Origin of the sequence: Micromonospora sp. NPDC005252 (assembly GCF_042872475.1) — a bacterium.
Classification (GTDB): Bacteria; Actinomycetota; Actinomycetes; order Mycobacteriales; family Micromonosporaceae; genus Micromonospora.
Genome location: NZ_JBIAKN010000014.1, coordinates 1 through 15,298, shown reverse-complemented (window position 1 = coordinate 15,298; position 15,298 = coordinate 1). Strand labels below are relative to the sequence as shown.

The 15,298-nt window shown below is 72.6% G+C and carries 17 protein-coding genes and 1 tRNA gene; 11 read left to right on the top strand and 7 right to left on the bottom strand.

Going from position 1 to position 15,298, the window contains the following annotated elements; genetic code table 11:
- Positions 1-49: 49 nt before the first annotated feature.
- Positions 50-1,099: an alpha/beta hydrolase gene (locus tag ACFYPH_RS27500; RefSeq protein WP_387185818.1), complete on the top strand. Its 1,050-nt coding sequence runs from the start codon at positions 50-52 to the stop codon at positions 1,097-1,099.
- Positions 1,100-1,168: 69 nt separating this feature from the next.
- Here the strand turns inward: ACFYPH_RS27500 and ACFYPH_RS27495 are convergent, their stop codons facing one another.
- On the bottom strand, positions 1,169-1,864 hold the full coding sequence (locus tag ACFYPH_RS27495) for a hypothetical protein (RefSeq protein WP_387185815.1): 696 nt from the start codon (positions 1,862-1,864) through the stop codon (positions 1,169-1,171).
- 157 nt (positions 1,865-2,021) lie between these two features.
- On the opposite strand from ACFYPH_RS27495, the gene ACFYPH_RS27490 reads away from it, so the two are divergent.
- A tRNA-Arg gene (locus ACFYPH_RS27490) sits at positions 2,022-2,097 on the top strand.
- 287 nt (positions 2,098-2,384) lie between these two features.
- On the opposite strand, the gene ACFYPH_RS27485 is transcribed toward ACFYPH_RS27490, so the two are convergent.
- Positions 2,385-2,618, bottom strand: a complete 234-nt coding sequence (locus ACFYPH_RS27485; RefSeq protein ID WP_355137858.1) for a GntR family transcriptional regulator — start codon at positions 2,616-2,618, stop codon at positions 2,385-2,387.
- A gap of 175 nt (positions 2,619-2,793) precedes the next feature.
- On the opposite strand from ACFYPH_RS27485, the gene ACFYPH_RS27480 reads away from it, so the two are divergent.
- A complete protein-coding gene (locus tag ACFYPH_RS27480; protein ID WP_355137860.1) occupies positions 2,794-3,333 on the top strand; it encodes a hypothetical protein in 540 nt (179 codons plus the stop codon).
- Positions 3,334-3,344: 11 nt separating this feature from the next.
- On the opposite strand, the gene ACFYPH_RS27475 is transcribed toward ACFYPH_RS27480, so the two are convergent.
- A complete protein-coding gene (locus tag ACFYPH_RS27475) occupies positions 3,345-3,935 on the bottom strand; it encodes a hypothetical protein (protein WP_355137862.1) in 591 nt (196 codons plus the stop codon).
- Positions 3,936-4,213: 278 nt separating this feature from the next.
- On the opposite strand from ACFYPH_RS27475, the gene ACFYPH_RS27470 reads away from it, so the two are divergent.
- From ACFYPH_RS27470 to ACFYPH_RS27460, 3 genes are all read left to right on the top strand, one after another.
- A complete protein-coding gene (locus ACFYPH_RS27470) occupies positions 4,214-4,594 on the top strand; it encodes a VOC family protein (RefSeq protein ID WP_387185903.1) in 381 nt (126 codons plus the stop codon).
- A gap of 33 nt (positions 4,595-4,627) precedes the next feature.
- On the top strand, positions 4,628-4,819 hold the full coding sequence (locus tag ACFYPH_RS27465) for a hypothetical protein (RefSeq protein WP_355137864.1): 192 nt from the start codon (positions 4,628-4,630) through the stop codon (positions 4,817-4,819).
- 368 nt (positions 4,820-5,187) lie between these two features.
- A complete protein-coding gene (locus tag ACFYPH_RS27460) occupies positions 5,188-6,081 on the top strand; it encodes a septum formation family protein (protein ID WP_355066125.1) in 894 nt (297 codons plus the stop codon).
- Between the two features lie 24 nt (positions 6,082-6,105).
- Here the strand turns inward: ACFYPH_RS27460 and ACFYPH_RS27455 are convergent, their stop codons facing one another.
- A complete protein-coding gene (locus ACFYPH_RS27455) occupies positions 6,106-7,125 on the bottom strand; it encodes a hypothetical protein (RefSeq protein ID WP_387185809.1) in 1,020 nt (339 codons plus the stop codon).
- Between the two features lie 138 nt (positions 7,126-7,263).
- On the opposite strand from ACFYPH_RS27455, the gene ACFYPH_RS27450 reads away from it, so the two are divergent.
- The 5 genes from ACFYPH_RS27450 (at position 7,264) to ACFYPH_RS27430 (ending at position 11,634) form a co-directional block, all read left to right on the top strand.
- The gene (locus tag ACFYPH_RS27450; RefSeq protein WP_363940019.1) at positions 7,264-7,659 is read left to right on the top strand and encodes a VOC family protein; all 396 of its coding nucleotides are present in this window, start codon (positions 7,264-7,266) and stop codon (positions 7,657-7,659) included.
- Between the two features lie 118 nt (positions 7,660-7,777).
- A complete protein-coding gene (locus ACFYPH_RS27445) occupies positions 7,778-8,956 on the top strand; it encodes a sensor histidine kinase (protein ID WP_387185806.1) in 1,179 nt (392 codons plus the stop codon).
- A gap of 43 nt (positions 8,957-8,999) precedes the next feature.
- Positions 9,000-10,163 (top strand): hypothetical protein, encoded by a 1,164-nt coding sequence (locus tag ACFYPH_RS27440; protein ID WP_387185900.1) that lies wholly within the window; start codon positions 9,000-9,002, stop codon positions 10,161-10,163.
- Entirely contained in the window at positions 10,136-10,849 is a 714-nt protein-coding gene (locus tag ACFYPH_RS27435) for a response regulator transcription factor (RefSeq protein WP_354858750.1), read from the top strand. Before ACFYPH_RS27440 ends, ACFYPH_RS27435 begins: the two co-directional genes overlap by 28 nt.
- A 71-nt stretch (positions 10,850-10,920) precedes the next feature.
- On the top strand, positions 10,921-11,634 hold the full coding sequence (locus ACFYPH_RS27430; protein ID WP_387185802.1) for a hypothetical protein: 714 nt from the start codon (positions 10,921-10,923) through the stop codon (positions 11,632-11,634).
- 31 nt (positions 11,635-11,665) lie between these two features.
- Here the strand turns inward: ACFYPH_RS27430 and ACFYPH_RS27425 are convergent, their stop codons facing one another.
- The 3 genes from ACFYPH_RS27425 to ACFYPH_RS27415 form a co-directional block, all read right to left on the bottom strand.
- Positions 11,666-12,418 (bottom strand): lysophospholipid acyltransferase family protein, encoded by a 753-nt coding sequence (locus ACFYPH_RS27425; protein ID WP_354858746.1) that lies wholly within the window; start codon positions 12,416-12,418, stop codon positions 11,666-11,668.
- Positions 12,419-12,519: 101 nt separating this feature from the next.
- The gene (locus ACFYPH_RS27420) at positions 12,520-14,580 is read right to left on the bottom strand and encodes a glycogen debranching N-terminal domain-containing protein (RefSeq protein ID WP_387185799.1); all 2,061 of its coding nucleotides are present in this window, start codon (positions 14,578-14,580) and stop codon (positions 12,520-12,522) included.
- A complete protein-coding gene (locus ACFYPH_RS27415; protein WP_355066115.1) occupies positions 14,580-14,951 on the bottom strand; it encodes an SCP2 sterol-binding domain-containing protein in 372 nt (123 codons plus the stop codon). Before ACFYPH_RS27415 ends, ACFYPH_RS27420 begins: the two co-directional genes overlap by 1 nt.
- Between the last annotated feature and the right edge of the window lie 347 nt (positions 14,952-15,298).

The following is a 15,298-nucleotide window of genomic DNA, read 5'->3' as shown; positions in this document are numbered from 1 at the left end:
TGCAGCGTGGGGCTACCGCCGGGTAGCTTGCCGGCGTAGCGTCGCGTTCGTGGAACCGGACGTGTTGGGGCCGCCGTACGAGCGGCAGACGATCGACCTGGGCACCGACGACGAAGGCCCCGTTGTCGCGACCCTGGTCCGGCGGCGGGCCGAGCGCCCCACCGGGCGGGCGGTGCTCTACGTGCACGGCTTCGTCGACTACTTCTTCCAGACCCACCTGGCCGACTTCTTCGCCGAGCGCGGCTGGGACTTCTACGCCCTCGACCTGCGCAAGTACGGCCGCAGCCTGCTCGCGCACCAGACGCCGAACTTCTGCCGCGACATCAGCGACTACTTCCCCGAGCTGGACGCCGCCGCCGAGATCATCCGCACCGACGACGGGCACGACACCCTGCTGGCGATGGGCCACTCCACCGGCGGGCTGATCATCTCGCTCTGGGCGGATGCCCGCCGCGACGCCGGCACCGTCGACGGCCTGGTCCTCAACAGCCCCTTCTTCGACCTCAACGCCCCCTGGGCGGTCCGTCGACCCCTCGCGGCCGCCGTCTCCCGGCTGGGCCGCAGGGCGCCGCACCGCATCCTGCCGTTCGGCCTGGGCACGGTGTACGGCGAGAGCCTGCACGCCGACCACCGCGGCGAGTGGACCTATGACCTCGCGTGGAAGCCGCTGGCCGGGTTCCCGGTGCGCGCCGGCTGGCTGAACGCGATCCGCGCCGGTCAACGCCGGCTGCGCGCCGGCCTGGACATCCCGGTGCCGGTGCTGCTGGCCTGCTCGACCCGCTCCTTCCGGGGCACCAAGTGGCACGACAACGCGACCCTGGCCGACGCCGTGCTGGACGTCGAACACATGGTGCGGTACGCGCCCCGCCTCGGCCGGCACGTCACCCTGGCCCGCTTCGACGGCGGGTTGCACGACCTCACGCTCTCCGGCCCCGCCGTACGCGCAAAGGTCTTCGACGAGGTCGGCCGCTGGGCCGAGGCGTTCCTGGCCACCGGCCCCACCGCCCCGGCCGCCGACGATCCCGCCGATGCGCCCACGCTGCCGCAGAGCCGACGCCCGTCTCCCGGTCACGCCGAGGCGACGGCGGTCGGCGATTGACCTGTCCCAGCTCGGACGACCGGCCGCGCCGAATCTACGGCGCTCGGTGACAGTTCAGTCGAGCCGGGTTCAGGCGTCGCCGTGCGCGGCCGACAGGACGGCCTGGATCCGGTCGAAGGTCGCCACCGGGTGACCGTCGACGCCGGGCAGCACCAGGCCCAGGCAGTACAGCGAGACCTCGCCGGTGGCGTCGGGCTGCACGACGAAGACGGGCGCCCCGACGTACCCCGATGGCAGTTCCGTGGTGATCCGCACGTCGTCCCCGTCGCGGACCACGCGCTCGATCCCCACCTCCAGAGGGCGCGAGGTGTCCTCGCGTACCCCATGGGCCAGCACGAAAGCGGAACTGGCGTCGGCGCCGAGGCGGGCGACGGCCTCGGGCCCGGCGGCGATCCCCGCCGGCACCGGCTGCACGCGCCACCGCCAGCCGCCGTCGCCGGCGTACCGGTGCAGGCCGGCGGTCGGCAGCACCGCGACCCCGTCGCCCGGAAAGCGCGCCCAACCGGGCACGATCTCGCCCTCCGCGATGACGTCCGGGGCGACGCCGGCCGGCTCGGTGACGCTCGCCCGCAGGCCCAGCTCACCGCCCGCAGGGCCGACCAGGTCGGCCGCCGTCAGCAGCGCCTCCCCCACCGGGTCGTCGCCGCCCTGGAAGAAGAAGGCGGTGCCGTAGGCGTCGGACGTGCGGTAGGGCAGGATGGCGCGGCCGACGACCTGGCACAGCTCGTAGGCGACGCCGCTCTCGGCGTCGGGGTCCAGCAACACCAGCCGAGGGTACGGGCCGACGGCCGGCCTCCTCGTGGGAACCCGGATGCCGGGCGGGTGCACTCCGTGAGACCCTGCTCGGCAACGTGGACGCGGGCACCCTTTTCGTCGTCGGGCAGCCGGACGGCGGTACCCTCTGGGCGCGACTCCACACCGCGCGCCCGTAGCTCAGCGGATAGAGCAGGGGACTTCTAATCCCAAGGCCGCAGGTTCGAATCCTGCCGGGCGCACCAACCTCACCGCAGGTCGTAGGTGTTCCTCGCCAACCCGATCTGGCTGTGCCCGAGCACCTTCATCACGCCCGGGCATGGCATGGCATGGCCCGGAGACGAGCAGGAACGTCGCGCAGGCGTGCCGCAGACCTCGCAGCCGCACCAGTCCAGGCCGGCAGCCGCCGCCAACCCATCCGCGGCTTGCTGCCGACGATGCGCGCGGAAAAGGGCGAGGGTCTGATCAGTGTGGTGATGAACCCCTCGGCGGCCGCGCAGCTCGCCTGTCGGCTGGCCGATGTCAGGTGCGGTTAGCCTTGCTCGGCTACGAAGGTGCCTCGCGCGTGCACGGTGACGACCAGGCCACGCTCGCGCAGCTCGCGCATCGCCATGCGGACGGTTCCTCGGGCCACGCCGTACGTCTGTTGCAAGTGGAGTTCGCTCGGCAACGGCTGTCCAGGGCGGAGCTTGCCCTCTTCGATCTGCTGGGCGAGCAGGTCAGCCAACTGCCGGTAGAGCGGCATGTTGTTGAGCGGGCTCGTCATGGGCGGCAGCCTAGACACGCACATGATCTGTACGTGTTCAGGGATGTTCAGGCTCTAGACGTCTAGTAACTAGACGTCTAGAGCCTGTACGTTTGTGAGGGCCCAACAGAGGCGGCCCTCGACCAGCGCAGCCACGCCGATCGAGGGCCTTGATCGCCTAGCAAGGAGGCGACCCGTGAGCACCCTACCGATCCTGCCCGCCTGCCCAGAACCCGCGACGATCCGCATCGAGCTGTACAGCGCGGACTCTTTGGACGCTTGCGCGTACACCTGTGTTGACCACACCATCCGCGCGACGGCCGCCGTCGCCCGCGCCGGTTTGGAGGCCCACCTGATCGGCATGGCACCGGACGTCGTACGGTCCTGCGGCCATACGTTCGTCTTCCCGACCGGCACCCTTGCCGATGCCCCGGCCGGTCTGACGCATCCGCGCTGGTGCGACCGGGACGATTGTGAGAGTCGGGGTCAGCACCACTCCCGCATCCTCGGCGTGGAGACCGACCGGCCGGAGGCGATCACCGTGCAAGCGGTCCTGGTACAGGCCCTGCACCAGGCCGCTGAGCCGATGGTGCGCCTGGAGGACCGCATGGCAACCCGGCTGCTTCTCTCGGTCCGGCAGACGCGGGTGTTGCGGTACCGCCTGGCCAATCTGCTCGACCTGACCAGGGCAGGGCGGCGCACCCACCACACCACAGGTCGACAGTGGTGGGGTTGAGCAATCGCCGCCTACGGATGCAACGCCGACAGGAGCAGATCCGCCACCGCTGCGGGGTGCGTGACCATCGCCAGGTGATGGGCGTCCAGGCTCCGGACCCGGTACCCATGTTCCTCCGCCTGCTCTGCCGTGGACTGGTACGCGGCGCTCAGCTGGAGGTAGATGTGTCGGGCGGAGCCCCATGCCTCGCCCGGCGTGGGCAGCACCTCGGAGACGACCTGCCACGGCAGTTCAGGTATGCCGTCCAGCACCCGTCGCCGCTGTTCGGGGTCGGGCAGGACATCGGCCAGGGAGGCCGTGGGCAACCAGGTGCCCCACGGTGGCAGCCGACCCGACACCGCCATCTCTCGCAGCCAGGTGGCCCGTTCTGCCGGCAGTGATCCGATCCAGCTCGTGCCCGGGTGTGGCAGGCGGGCATCCATGAAGACGACGTCGAGCTGGTCACTGCCAACCGCGTCGGCGATGCCCGGCAGGTACGCGCCCGCGCGGCTGTGGCCGACGACGACGGTGTGCGCACCAGGAGTGACGGTGGCAGCCGCCGTGCAGACCGCCGCGTGAAAGGACGTCGACTCGACGAGGGGGCGAAGGTCCAGCACTTCCACACGCCACCCCGCCGCTTGGAGATGCGGACGCAGGGCATCCCATGTCGCTGCGGTGAGAAGCGGGCTGTGGACGAGAAGCATCGTTGGTTCGGCGAGCACAATCGCATCCTGAGGGCTGTGCAGCAATCCGTACAGCAGTGCCTGCCTCCGAGCGCCCACTCGACGATGGCGGACACGCTGAGCGGGATGATCAGGTGGGTGCAGACCGTCGCCGACCACGGCGGTGACCCGGACGGGCGCGCGGGCAGCGGCTGCGCTGATAGCGTCGCCGTGTGTCGATGTTCCGGACTCCGCAGGTGATCCTCTTCAGCGAGGACGTCCGCCGAGCCGCCGAGTTCTACGCCGGCCTGGGCTTCACCGAGACCTTCAGGGTGCCGACGGAGGGCGAGCCGATCCACATCGATCTCGCGCTCGACGGTTACAAGATCGGCATCGCCTCGGTGGCCTCCACGCGCGATGACCACGGCCTCGACCCCGTGCCGCACGGCCAGCGGGCCGCGGTGATCCTCTGGACCGACGACACCGCTGGCGCGTACGCCGCCCTCACGGCGAACGGCGCCCCCGCCCTGGCCGCACCGCACCGGTGGCTCGACCGCCTGCTGATCGCGTGGACGGCCGACCCGGACGGCAACCCGATCCAGATCGTCCAGCAACTCTGAGAGCAGGTTGCGCCAGCGGTGGACGATGGCCCGGTGGCAAAGCGACGGCGTCAGGCGCCGGCACCCGCTCCGATCGGCCTGCGTCCGCGCATGCAGATGCTGCTGCTGGCGCTGGCCATGCTGCTGCCCGGGTTGGGCCTGGCCGGCGGCTCGGTGGCGTACCGCTGGCACGTGTCGTCGGAGGCCGACCGGCTGCGGGCCGACGGCGTGCCGGTCACGGCCTAGACGAATAAGTCCTCACTCAAGACGGGGCTGGGGCTGCGGCGAAGGGCGCTGGTCATCCGCTTGGCTGCCCGCCGTATCGATGTGCTGTTGAGCGGTATACCTCAGAGGTATGAATATGACTCTGAGGTATACCGCTTACGACCGCATCCGCCCCCACGGAGCTGACCGAGGGTCACCGCCGGCCGCCGGCTGCGCCCACCGCCCCAGCAAAGGTTAGGAATTACTCGTCTAGGTGTCCGACCGGGCCGGGGGGCACGGCCGGGGCAGCGGGATCGACCGGATCGAACCCGCGCCGGAAGCGGATGCCAACCCGTCGCACCGGTGCCATATGCTGCGCGCGTCCACACGGGGGCCACGGGGAGAATCACATGCGACGGTACGGCAGGGCAGCGCTCGCGGCTGCGTTCCTCACGGTGGCATTGGCGGGCTGCGGCACGCCGGCCGGCACGGACGGTGACCTGTCCGACGACTGGCGGCCGATGGCGGCGGCGCAGCAGTTCACCCCGAAGGCTGGCGAGTGCCACGTCATCCCCGAGGCGAGCTCGTACCTGAGCAGCTACTCCCCCGTCGACTGCGCGAAGACCCACCTGGTCGAGACGTTCCACGTCGGCACCTTCACCGGCGCCCTGGCCGCGCGCAGCACCCCACCCACCGTGGAGTCGGCGGCCATGCGTGGCGTCTTCGCCGACTGCGACACCCGGGCCAAGGAGTTCGTCGGCGGGGACTGGCGCACCGCGCGGCTCTCCGTCCAGGTCGCGCCGACCTCGCCGGACGGGTGGGCGGGTGGCAGCCGCTCCTACCGGTGCGACATCTTCGAGCTGGACGAGGTGGACGGCGCCAACGGCGACTCCGACCGGGCCATCCACCGGTCCGGGACGCTGCGCAACGCGGTCGGCAGCCGTTCGCCGCTGACGTACGGCTGCATGAACGAGGACGAGTGGGGCCGACTGCGGCCGGCCGCCTGCACGGCCGGGCACCAGTACGAGTTCGTCGGCGTCTGGACCGCCCCGGATCGCTCCTACGCCGACGCCGTGCGCGACGAGGACGCGGTCCACCCCGCCTGCCGTACGTTGGTCGCCCGCTACGCCAAGGTGCCCGTTGACGCCAGCCTGCGCTACCGCACCGGCACCGCGTACCGCTTCCCCTCGCAGGAGCTGTGGGCGCGCGGCGACCGGGGTGTGCGCTGCTACTTCTGGTCGGGCGGCGCCGCCGTCAAGCGGTCGATCGCCGGCGGCGGCACGAAGGCGCTGCCGGTGGGCTGAGCCCCACCGAAGATCGGCGCACGCTCAGACCGGCCCCAACAGCGCCGCCAACGCGGCGTCACCCTGCCCGAGTTGCGTCCCACCGGGTGGTGCCACGACCAGGAAGCGCCGGCAGGCGTCGAGTTCGACGTACCACTCGGGCCCACCGCCATCCAGGGACCGGAGCACCGCGAAGCGGGACGCCGGGGAGGCACAGTCGGCCGCCGGCCGGGTGGTGGCCAGCGCCCGGAGCGCCGTCGCCTGCCGCTCGGGCGGCAGCGGCCCGCCGTACACGAAGTCACCGGCCGGTTTGCCGCCGCCCCGCTCGGACGGGGGCACCTCGTAGACGCAGAGGCGCGGCGGCCCGGCCTTCGGACTCGTGGCGGGCACGACACGCCCGGGACGTCCGAAGCTGGTCTCCACCCACACCATGTCCGACCACCGCTGCTCGCAGCCGACGGTCTCGGCCGCCGACGATTCGACGAGCCCGACCGTACGGGAGTCGACAGTGGTCAGGCGCAGCCCGTCCAACGCCGCGCGCACCTCCGGGCGCGGCTTGCCGCAGACGTCCGTCGGCAGGTACGGCCGCAGCCAGCGGCCCCGGTCGTCGAGCAGCGCCAGCCACGGAGGGACGAGCATCTCGAGGGAGCAGGCGATCTCCCCTCGGCCCCGGCCCTGGTCGGACAGGCGCAACGCGGCCACCAGCGCGCCGATCTCGTCGGCGCGGCGCTCGGTGGCCACCTGCTCCCGGCCGCCACCGGCACGTGGCCGGACCTCGCGACCGCAGAGCACGGCGGCGACCGGCACGAACGCGGGGTCGATCCGCCCGATCTTCGGCTCGATCCCGGACGGCGTCGGCGCCGCGGGCCCGTCCGGCCCCGGCGGTACGGGCAGCACGACGCCGGCCTGCGGCGCGACCTCGGCGCAGGAGGTCCACTTCTCGACGATCTCGGCCGGGCCGGGATCGTTCGGCGTGTTGACCGGGCCCGCGCAGCCGCTCAATACGAGGCCACACAGCCCCATGCCGAGCAGCGCCGCCGCCAGTGCCGTTCCGCCCGAACGCATCCGGCTCACCACCTCTCCGCCGCCGAATGAGACGGGCGAGGACGCTCCGGGGTTCCGACCACCAGGAGTGGCGTGACGTCGCCGACCATGGGCGACGCCGCCCGCCGGGGCCGGCGCATCCGTCGGCATGATGGCCCGATGGCACATCTGGGACTGGTCGCGGTACTGGTACGCGAGTACGACGAGGCGATCGAGTTCTACGTGGGCGGCCTCGGCTTCGAGCTGGTGGAGGACACGGCCCGCCCGGACGGCTCGCGCTGGGTGGTGGTGCGCCCGGTGGGGGCTCGGGAGACGGCGCTGCTGCTGGCCCGACCGAGCAGCGCCGAGCAGCAGGCGCGGGTGGGCGACCAGACCGGCGGCCGGGTCGGGCTGTTCCTGCACACCGAGGACTTCGCCCGGGACCACGCCCGGATGGTCGCGGCCGGGGTGCGGTTCCTGGAGGAGCCACGGCACGAGGCGTACGGCTCGGTGGCGGTCTTCGTCGATCTGTACGGCAATCGGTGGGACCTGATCCAGCCCCGCAGCGCAGAGTGACGAGAAGGCGACACCATGCGCACGGTGGGTGAACGCTCACCGTCCGCCATGCTATTCTCCGATGTCGATCTATGCCGCGCGGACCCGGACCGGGTCGTTGTCGGAAGGACAGCTCCCGATGCCGGCGACTGCCGCCCCGACCGTGCCACCGCCCGTCCTGGACAGCCCGGCCGGCGGGGCGTTGAGCCTCATCTTCACCACATTTCCGGCGCTGCTGCGGCTGACGTGCGGGTTGGTCGGCGCCGCGGTGGCGCTGTCGGTGCGTACCCCGCCGGTCGATGAGGCCCTGCTGCTGCCCGGCGTGGCCGCGCTCACCGGCTGGTCGCTCTGGTACGCCAGCCGCGCGGTGCGCCACGGGATCACCCCGGCACTGGTCGCCGGTGACGTCGGGCTCACCGCGCTGGCCTGTCTGCTCATCCCTCGCCTGGTGGCGCCCGAGGTGCTGCCCGGCGAGGGCAGTTGGATCGCGGTGCTCGCCAGCACCACGGTGATCAACGCGCAGGCCACCGCACCGGCCCGCTGGTCCGTCCCGGCCGGGCTGCTGGTCACCGCCACCTACGTGGTGGGCACGCAGGCGGCCGGCAACCCCGCCGAGGCCCGGGCGCACGCCGCCACCCTGCTGGTGCAGACGGCCTGCACGGCGATGATGACGGCGGTGATGCGCCGCCGGATCGGGCGGGCCGACCGGGCGTTCGCCGAGCACCAGCGGTTGACCCGGGAGGCGTTGGTCGCCCGGGCCGCCCGGGAGGCGGAGCGCCAGCAGAATCGGGACCTGCACGACACCGTGCTCGGCACGCTGACCATGGTGGGGCTCGGCGCGGTGGCCGGCCCGTCGGCCGCGTTCCGCGACCGGTGCGCCGCCGACCTGCGTACCCTCGTCGCGTTGACCGACCTCGGCCCGGTGCCCGGCGACGGCCCGGTTCCCCTCGACGGTCGGTTGCGGACGGTGCCCGACCGGCTGCCCGAACTGGCGGTGGGCCTGGAGCTGGCCTCCTGCGCGGTGCCCGCCGGGGTGGCCGACGCGATCACCGAGAGCGCCTACGCGGCACTGTCCAACGTGGTCCGGCACGCGCCGGGCGCGCGGGCCACACTGCGGCTGACCCGCGACGCGGTCTCCGTCGTGGTCGAGGTGGTCGACGACGGCCCCGGCTTCGATCCGGACACCGTCCCCGCGCACCGGTACGGGCTGCGCGAGTCGATCCACGGTCGGATGGCGGCGGTCGGCGGGCGGGCCGAGGTGCGCTCCGCGCCCGGTGCGGGCACCCGGATCCGACTGGAGTGGCCCGGTGTCGGCTGACCTCGGCGCCTCGGCGGAGCGCACCCGCACCCGCGAGGCGCTCATCCCGGGGCCGCCGCCCGGCCCGGCCGACGGGCCCACGCCGCCCGAGCCCGCGGTGCTCGCCGCGCCGGCCGCGGTGGCGCACGCCTCCGACCGGGGTGCCCGGATCGTCGCCGTCGCCATCGCGCTGGCCTGGCATGTCGCGATCGGACTGCCGGCGGTGCTGGCGACGCGGACCCAGTTCACCGCGCCGACGGTGGTGCTCGGCGGTTGGATCCTGGTCGCCGTGACCGGGGCGGTGGCCGGCGTCCGGCTGCTGCGGGGCGCGCCGCTGCCGCCCTGGCCGCTCGCCGGGCTGCTGCTCGCCGTCGACGCGGCCGTCTTCGCCGCGGTCGGCGAACGGCAACTGTTCGCCGCCGCGAACTGGGTGTGGGGCACGCTCGGCTGGTTCTTCGTGCTGGCGCTGTGGGGTCGGCGGGTCAGCGGTCTGGTCGCGCTGCTGACCACGCACGCGTTGATCGCGCTCGCCGCCGTCCTCGCGCACGGCCCCGGCCCGGCCGACCTGGCCCGCTACACCATGTACGTCTACGGCACCTTCTCGCTGCCGGTGGCGGTCTTCGTCGGCAGCGCGGTGATCGTCGGCCTGGCCCGGGACCGGGCCGCCGCGGCTGCCACGCTGCACACGCTCTCCGCCGAGCGGGCGGCCGCCGAGCGGGGCCGGCAGGAACGCCGTGACCGGCTCGCCCTGGTCGGCGCGGCGGCCGGACGGGTGCTCGGCGAGCTGGCCGCCGGCGAGATCGCCCCGGACGACCCGGAGGCGCAGCGCCGCTGCGTGCTGGCCGCGGCCCGGCTGCGCCGCCTGATCGCCGAGTCCGACGACGTGCCCGACCCGTTGCTGCACGAGCTGCGGGCCGCCGCCGACCTGGCCGAACGCAACGGGCTGCCGATCGACCTGATCGCCATCGGCACCCCACCGCCGCTGCCAGTCCAGATCCGCCGCCGGCTGGCCGACCCGCTCACCGGCCTGCTCGCCGACGCCCGGGGGTGGGCGCGTCTGACCGTGGTGTCCGGCCCCGGCGAGGTGGTGGTCAGTCTGGTCACGCCGGACCGGGAGGGGCCGGACGCGACCGGCCCTCCGCCCGGGGAGCACGAGGACGGGCCGGTGCAGCACCTCTACGAACGGGACGGGGACATCAGATGGGCGCAGACCCGGTGGTTGGGGTGACCGGTGACCGGCTGGTCGGGGTGTCGATCGTCGACGACCACCCGGTGGTCGTCGAGGGAGTGCGCGCCTGGCTCGCCAGCGAGCCGCGACTGACCGTGCTGGCCACCGGGGACGACCCGGACGAGGTGCTGCGCGCCGCGCCGGACGCCGACGTCGTCCTGCTCGACCTGCGGCTGCACGGCCGGATGGCGCTGGACAAGCTGGCCGAGTTGAGTGCCACCGGGCGACGGGTGGTGGTCTACTCGGAACACACCGACCCGGAGACGATGCTCGCCGCGCTGGACGCCGGGGCGGTGGCTTTCCTGGCCAAGCACGAGGGCCGGGAGCACTGCGTGGCGACCGTGTTGGCCGCGGCGAGCGACCGCCCGTACGTGCCGCCGGCGCTCGCCGGCGCGATGGTCGGCGACCCGAGGCCGGACCGGCCGATGCTGTCCGACAAGGAGCGAGAGGCGCTGCTGCTCTGGTTCCAGTCGATGTCGAAGGCGTCGGTGGCCCGTCGCATGCAGATCAGCGAGCACACCGTGAAGCAGTATGTGGACCGCGCGCGGATCAAGTACACCCGGGCGGGGCGGCCGGCAGCCACAAAGGCCGCTCTGCTCGCCCGTGCGATCGAGGACGGGCTCGTCCGCCCGGAGGAGATCGGCATCTACCGGTCACAGGCGACGCACGACCGGCCGACCCCCTAACGGGCGTCATGACAGCGGCCGGCGCATCGGCGAGGCTCAACCCACAGCCAGCTGACCGGGAGGTCGTGACGATGCACGCCGACGCGTCCCCCTTTTTCATCGGCCCACACCGGTTCGACGCGCCGGACGACGACGTGGGCCCGACCCTCGACCGGCGTTACGACATGCGCCCGCTGCCCGGCGAGAAGGTGCTCGGCAGACACCGGCTGCTCGTCGCTGGCTACCTGCTCGGGCCGACCGAGACACGACGCGGCTGGCAGCTTCCCGGGCCGGTCTCGGTGACCGTCACCGACCAGCGGATCTGCTGGGTGGGCACCGGCTCGCAGCTGTCCCTGGTCGACGACGACACCCCGCGGTCCCGGCCGGCGGGGCGGCTGACCGGTCTGATGACCGGCCAGATCCGCTGGCAGTGGCCGTCCCGGCTGGAGCTTCCCCGCACCGATCCGGCGCAGCTCATGATCGTCTGCGACGCGTTGCGCACCATCCAGCAGCCGGCGCTGGCCCTCGGCGGGTCACCGGGCGAGATCATCGCGCTGGCCCGGCAGGTGCGCCGGGCGGCGGCCATGTTCCGGCTCACCCGCCCGCAACTCGTGGACCTCTCCGCACAGGAGCGCGACGTTCTGCTGCTGCGGGCCGACCCCGCGCTGTCCGCCGGGGAAACCCGGATCACCCTGCCCGGCTCGCTGCCGGTGGAGTTCCGCTCCCGCGACGACTACTACCGCTCGGGACCGGAGCCGACCTCCTGGGACGGTTTCGCAGGCGGCGCGGCGTCCGGGCGTTGGTGAAGCCGGTCCGCGCGGCCGGTCTTGATCATTCTCAGACGCTCGGGGTGCGCTCCTCGCCGACGGCGTCCAGCGCGGCGGCCTCCTCCGGGGTCGGCGCGGTGCCACCGAGGTGCGCCGGGAGCCACCAGGTGTCCTCCGGGCCGGCCGGCGCGTCCGGGTACTCGCGCTGGGCCCGCTCGACGAGCGCGCTCAGCCGGGTGGTCAGCTCGGCGGCCAGCACGTTCGGGTCCGGGAAGTCCGCCGGGTGGATCGGCTCGCCGATCAGGATGGTGATGGGTGTGTGCCGGCGGGTGAGGGTGCGCGGGCGGCCCTTCGTCCAGAGCCGCTGGGTGCCCCACAGCGCGACCGGCAGCACCGGCACCTTCGCCGAACGGGCCATCCGCACGGTGCCGCTCTTGAGTTCCTTGACCGTGAACGACCGGCTGATCGTGGCCTCCGGGAAGACGCCCACCACCTCGCCGCGCTTGAGCGCGTCGACGGCCGAGCGGAACGAGGCGGCGCCGGCCTGCCGGTCCACCGGGATGTGGCGCATGCCGCGCATCAGCGGGCCGGAGATCCGGTGCGTGAAGACCGACTGCTTGGCCATGAACCGCACCAGCCGACCCGACGCGTTCGCACCCAGCCCGGCGAAGATGAAGTCGAGGTAGCTGACGTGGTTGCTGGCCAACACCGCCCCGCCGGTGCGGGGTACGTGGTGAGCGCCCTCGATGGTGATCTTCAGGTCGAGGACCCGGAACATTGTCTTGGCGGCGGCGATAACGGGCGGGTACACGAGCTCCGGCATCCGCAGAATCTACCCTGCCCGGCTGGGGATCGCCTGGGCGGCGGCCCGGCGGCGACGCGGGTGGCGCGCCGCCGCCGGTCCGCCGGTCCGCCGGTCCTGGCTCAGTCGGCGAGGCTGTTCAGATCGAGCCGGCCGCGGGCGAAGGCGTCCACCCGACCCCAACGACCCGGGATGTCCAGCACCTCGATCCGGCCCATCCCGACCGGCAACCGTGGTTCCACCGCCAGGTGCCCCTCGTGCGGTTCGAGGCCGAGCATGGTGCGCAGCAACAGCAGCGGCGTACCCGTCGACCAGGCCTGCGGGCTGCACGCCGTCGGATACTCCACCGGGAACTTCGTCAGCTCCCGCGGGTAGCCGCCGAACGCCTCCGGTAGCCGCCCGTCGAAGTAGGTGGCCGCGTCCAGGATGCCGTTGGCGATGGTGGCGGCCTCCTCGGCGAAGCCGTACCGGCGCAGGCCCCAGGCGATGAAGGAGTTGTCGAACGGCCAGATCGTGCCGTTGTGGTAGCCGATCGGGTTGTACCGCGTCTCCCCCTCGGCGAGGGTCCGCACCCCCCAGCCGGAGAACAGTCGCGGCCCGACCAGGTGCGCCGCCACCTTCTCCGCGCGCTCGGGGAGGACGATCCCGCTCCAGAGCAGATGGCCGATGTTGGAGCTGAGGACGTCGCACTGGCGGCCGTCCGGGTCCAGGGCCAGCGCGTAGTACTCGCCGTCGGCCACCCACCAGTCCCGGTTGAACCGCTCCTTCAGCTCCGCCGCCTCCCGCTCCAACTGGTCGGCGAACTCCGGGTCACCCCAGAACTCGCGGGCCATCCGCGCCGCGCGGACCTTCGCGTCGTACGCGTACCCCTGCACCTCGCAGGTCGCCCGCGGGAACGGCGGCAGGGTGCCGTCGGAGTAGGAGATCGAGTCCCAGGAGTCCTTCCAGCACTGGTTCTCCAGGCCGGTTTCGGTGTTGCACCGCTCGTACCAGATGTAGCCGTTGCCGACCAGGTCGGCGTAGCTGTCGATCCACCGCAGCGCCGCCCGGGACTCCTGCTCCAACTCCTTGACCAGCGCGACGTCCCCGCTCCACCGCTCGTACTCGTCGAGCAGCACGAGGAACAGCGGCGTGGCGTCCACCGAGCCGTAGTACGGCGAGTGCGGCTGCTCCTCGAAGGCCGCGGTCTCGCCGTAGCGCATCTCGTGCAGGATCCGCCCCGGGTCCTCGTCCCGGAAGTCGTCGAACCGGCTGCCCTGCAACGACGCCAGGATGCGCAGCGTCGTCTTCGACAACTGCGGGGTGAACGGCAGGGTCTGCAGGCAGGTGAGGATGCTGTCCCGGCCGAACATGGTCATGAACCAGGGCAGGCCGGCGGCCGGCAGGGTGGCGCCGCCCAGCGACAGCGGCGAGAAGCGCAGCGCCGCCAGGTCGATCAGGCTGCGCCGGTACGTGCTGGCCACCCGGCCGTGCTGACTGTTGACCTTCGGTGCTTCCGCGATCCACTGCTCCAGGTCATGTTGCAGGGCCAGCCGCTCGCCGCCGTGCACTCGTAGCCCGAGACGCAGGTCCCGGCCGCCGGGGCCGACGGCGTGCGTCTGCACGTCGATCGCCGCTTCCCACTGCTCGTTGGGCTCCAGGTGGACGGTGTACGCGAAGCCCCGGGTGTCGTACCGCGCCGATATCGACGAGGAAATGATCGTCTCGCGCCGGAAGTTGCCCCGGCGGTAGCCCAGGCGCAGCTTGTCCGACTCCACCTCGGTGTAGATCTCGCCCTTCTTGTTCAGGATCTCGTCCTTGACCTGGAACAGGTCGGCGAAGTCGGACGCCGCGTCCATCCGGACTTCGAGGTCGACCGGCTTCTCGTCGTGGTTGAGGATGGTGAGCTGCTCCCGGAAGCTGCCGCCGACCGCACGCTCCCGGATGATCGACAACTTCGCGTCCACGTAGTGCGTGGCCATCCCCGGCACCAGGAAGAACCGCGACTCGAAGTACTGCAGGTCGTCGTACGACAGCGAGTTGAGGCGTTCGCCGTTCACGCTCAGCACCCACGTGGACAGGAACCGGGTGTCGATGGAGAAGAGCCCGGTCGGCTCACTCGGCGTCGCCTCGATGTCACCGGTGTCCTCACAGACGACGAACGTGTTGCCGTCCAGGATCCGGATCGTGTTGCTCTGGCCCATCAGCGCGCCTCCCCCGCAAAGCGGCGACGCGGCCCACGGGCGTCCGGCGACCCGGGGAAGATTCGCTCCACCTGCACCACCAGCCGGGCGTCCCCCGACACCGTCATGTCCCCGCGCAACAGGGCGGCCAGACCGTGCTCACGGCCGGCCGCGATCTCGTCGAACAGCATCGGGCTCGCGCCGATCACCGTGTCGGCCTCCCGGTCCTCCTGGCTCACGTTCAGTCGCCCGTGGTCGATCGCGAGCAGCCAGTGCCGGGTCTGCGCCCCCTCGTGCAGATCGATCCGCAGTGTCCCGGAGGTCTTCGCCAGCAGAGGCTCGTACCCCCGCCGGTCCAGGTCCTCAAAGAACCTCGTGGTCGCGTCCACCATCGGGTCCACTCCCCCCAGTTGGCCGGGCCCGGGATCCCACCCGGCGCGCTCGCGTCGCGCGCACGGCCGGCGTTGCACGTCCCCGCACGGGTCCCCCCACCGCGCAAGCCCAACCTCGCCCGAATCGGGTGACCCCACCCCACCCCACCCCCCTCGGTGATCAAGAGGTGTGCGTCACCACGTCCGGCGTGTCGTGACGCGAACCTCTTGATCACCGAGGGGGGTGGGGCACGGCGGCGGGGGGCCCCCCCCCCCCCCCGGGGGGCGCGGCCCCCGGGGGGGGGGGGGCGCGTTTGTTGGGTTGGGGGGGGGAGGTGGGCCACCCCCCCCACCGGGGGGCGCCGCCC

Bases quoted from the DNA above. Each gene is read 5' to 3' on its own strand.
- ACFYPH_RS27485 (WP_355137858.1), bottom strand. From the start codon at position 2,618: ATGACGAGCCCGCTCAACAACATGCCGCTCTACCGGCAGTTGGCTGAC.
- ACFYPH_RS27470 (WP_387185903.1), top strand. From the start codon at position 4,214: ATGTTCCGGACTCCGCAGGTGATCCTCTTCAGCGAGGACGTCCGCCGA.
- ACFYPH_RS27460 (WP_355066125.1), top strand. From the start codon at position 5,188: ATGCGACGGTACGGCAGGGCAGCGCTCGCGGCTGCGTTCCTCACGGTG.
- ACFYPH_RS27455 (WP_387185809.1), bottom strand. From the start codon at position 7,125: ATGCGTTCGGGCGGAACGGCACTGGCGGCGGCGCTGCTCGGCATGGGG.
- ACFYPH_RS27450 (WP_363940019.1), top strand. From the start codon at position 7,264: ATGGCACATCTGGGACTGGTCGCGGTACTGGTACGCGAGTACGACGAG.
- ACFYPH_RS27445 (WP_387185806.1), top strand. From the start codon at position 7,778: ATGCCGGCGACTGCCGCCCCGACCGTGCCACCGCCCGTCCTGGACAGC.
- ACFYPH_RS27435 (WP_354858750.1), top strand. From the start codon at position 10,136: ATGGGCGCAGACCCGGTGGTTGGGGTGACCGGTGACCGGCTGGTCGGG.
- ACFYPH_RS27430 (WP_387185802.1), top strand. From the start codon at position 10,921: ATGCACGCCGACGCGTCCCCCTTTTTCATCGGCCCACACCGGTTCGAC.
- ACFYPH_RS27425 (WP_354858746.1), bottom strand. From the start codon at position 12,418: ATGCCGGAGCTCGTGTACCCGCCCGTTATCGCCGCCGCCAAGACAATG.
- ACFYPH_RS27420 (WP_387185799.1), bottom strand. From the start codon at position 14,580: ATGGGCCAGAGCAACACGATCCGGATCCTGGACGGCAACACGTTCGTC.
- ACFYPH_RS27415 (WP_355066115.1), bottom strand. From the start codon at position 14,951: ATGGTGGACGCGACCACGAGGTTCTTTGAGGACCTGGACCGGCGGGGG.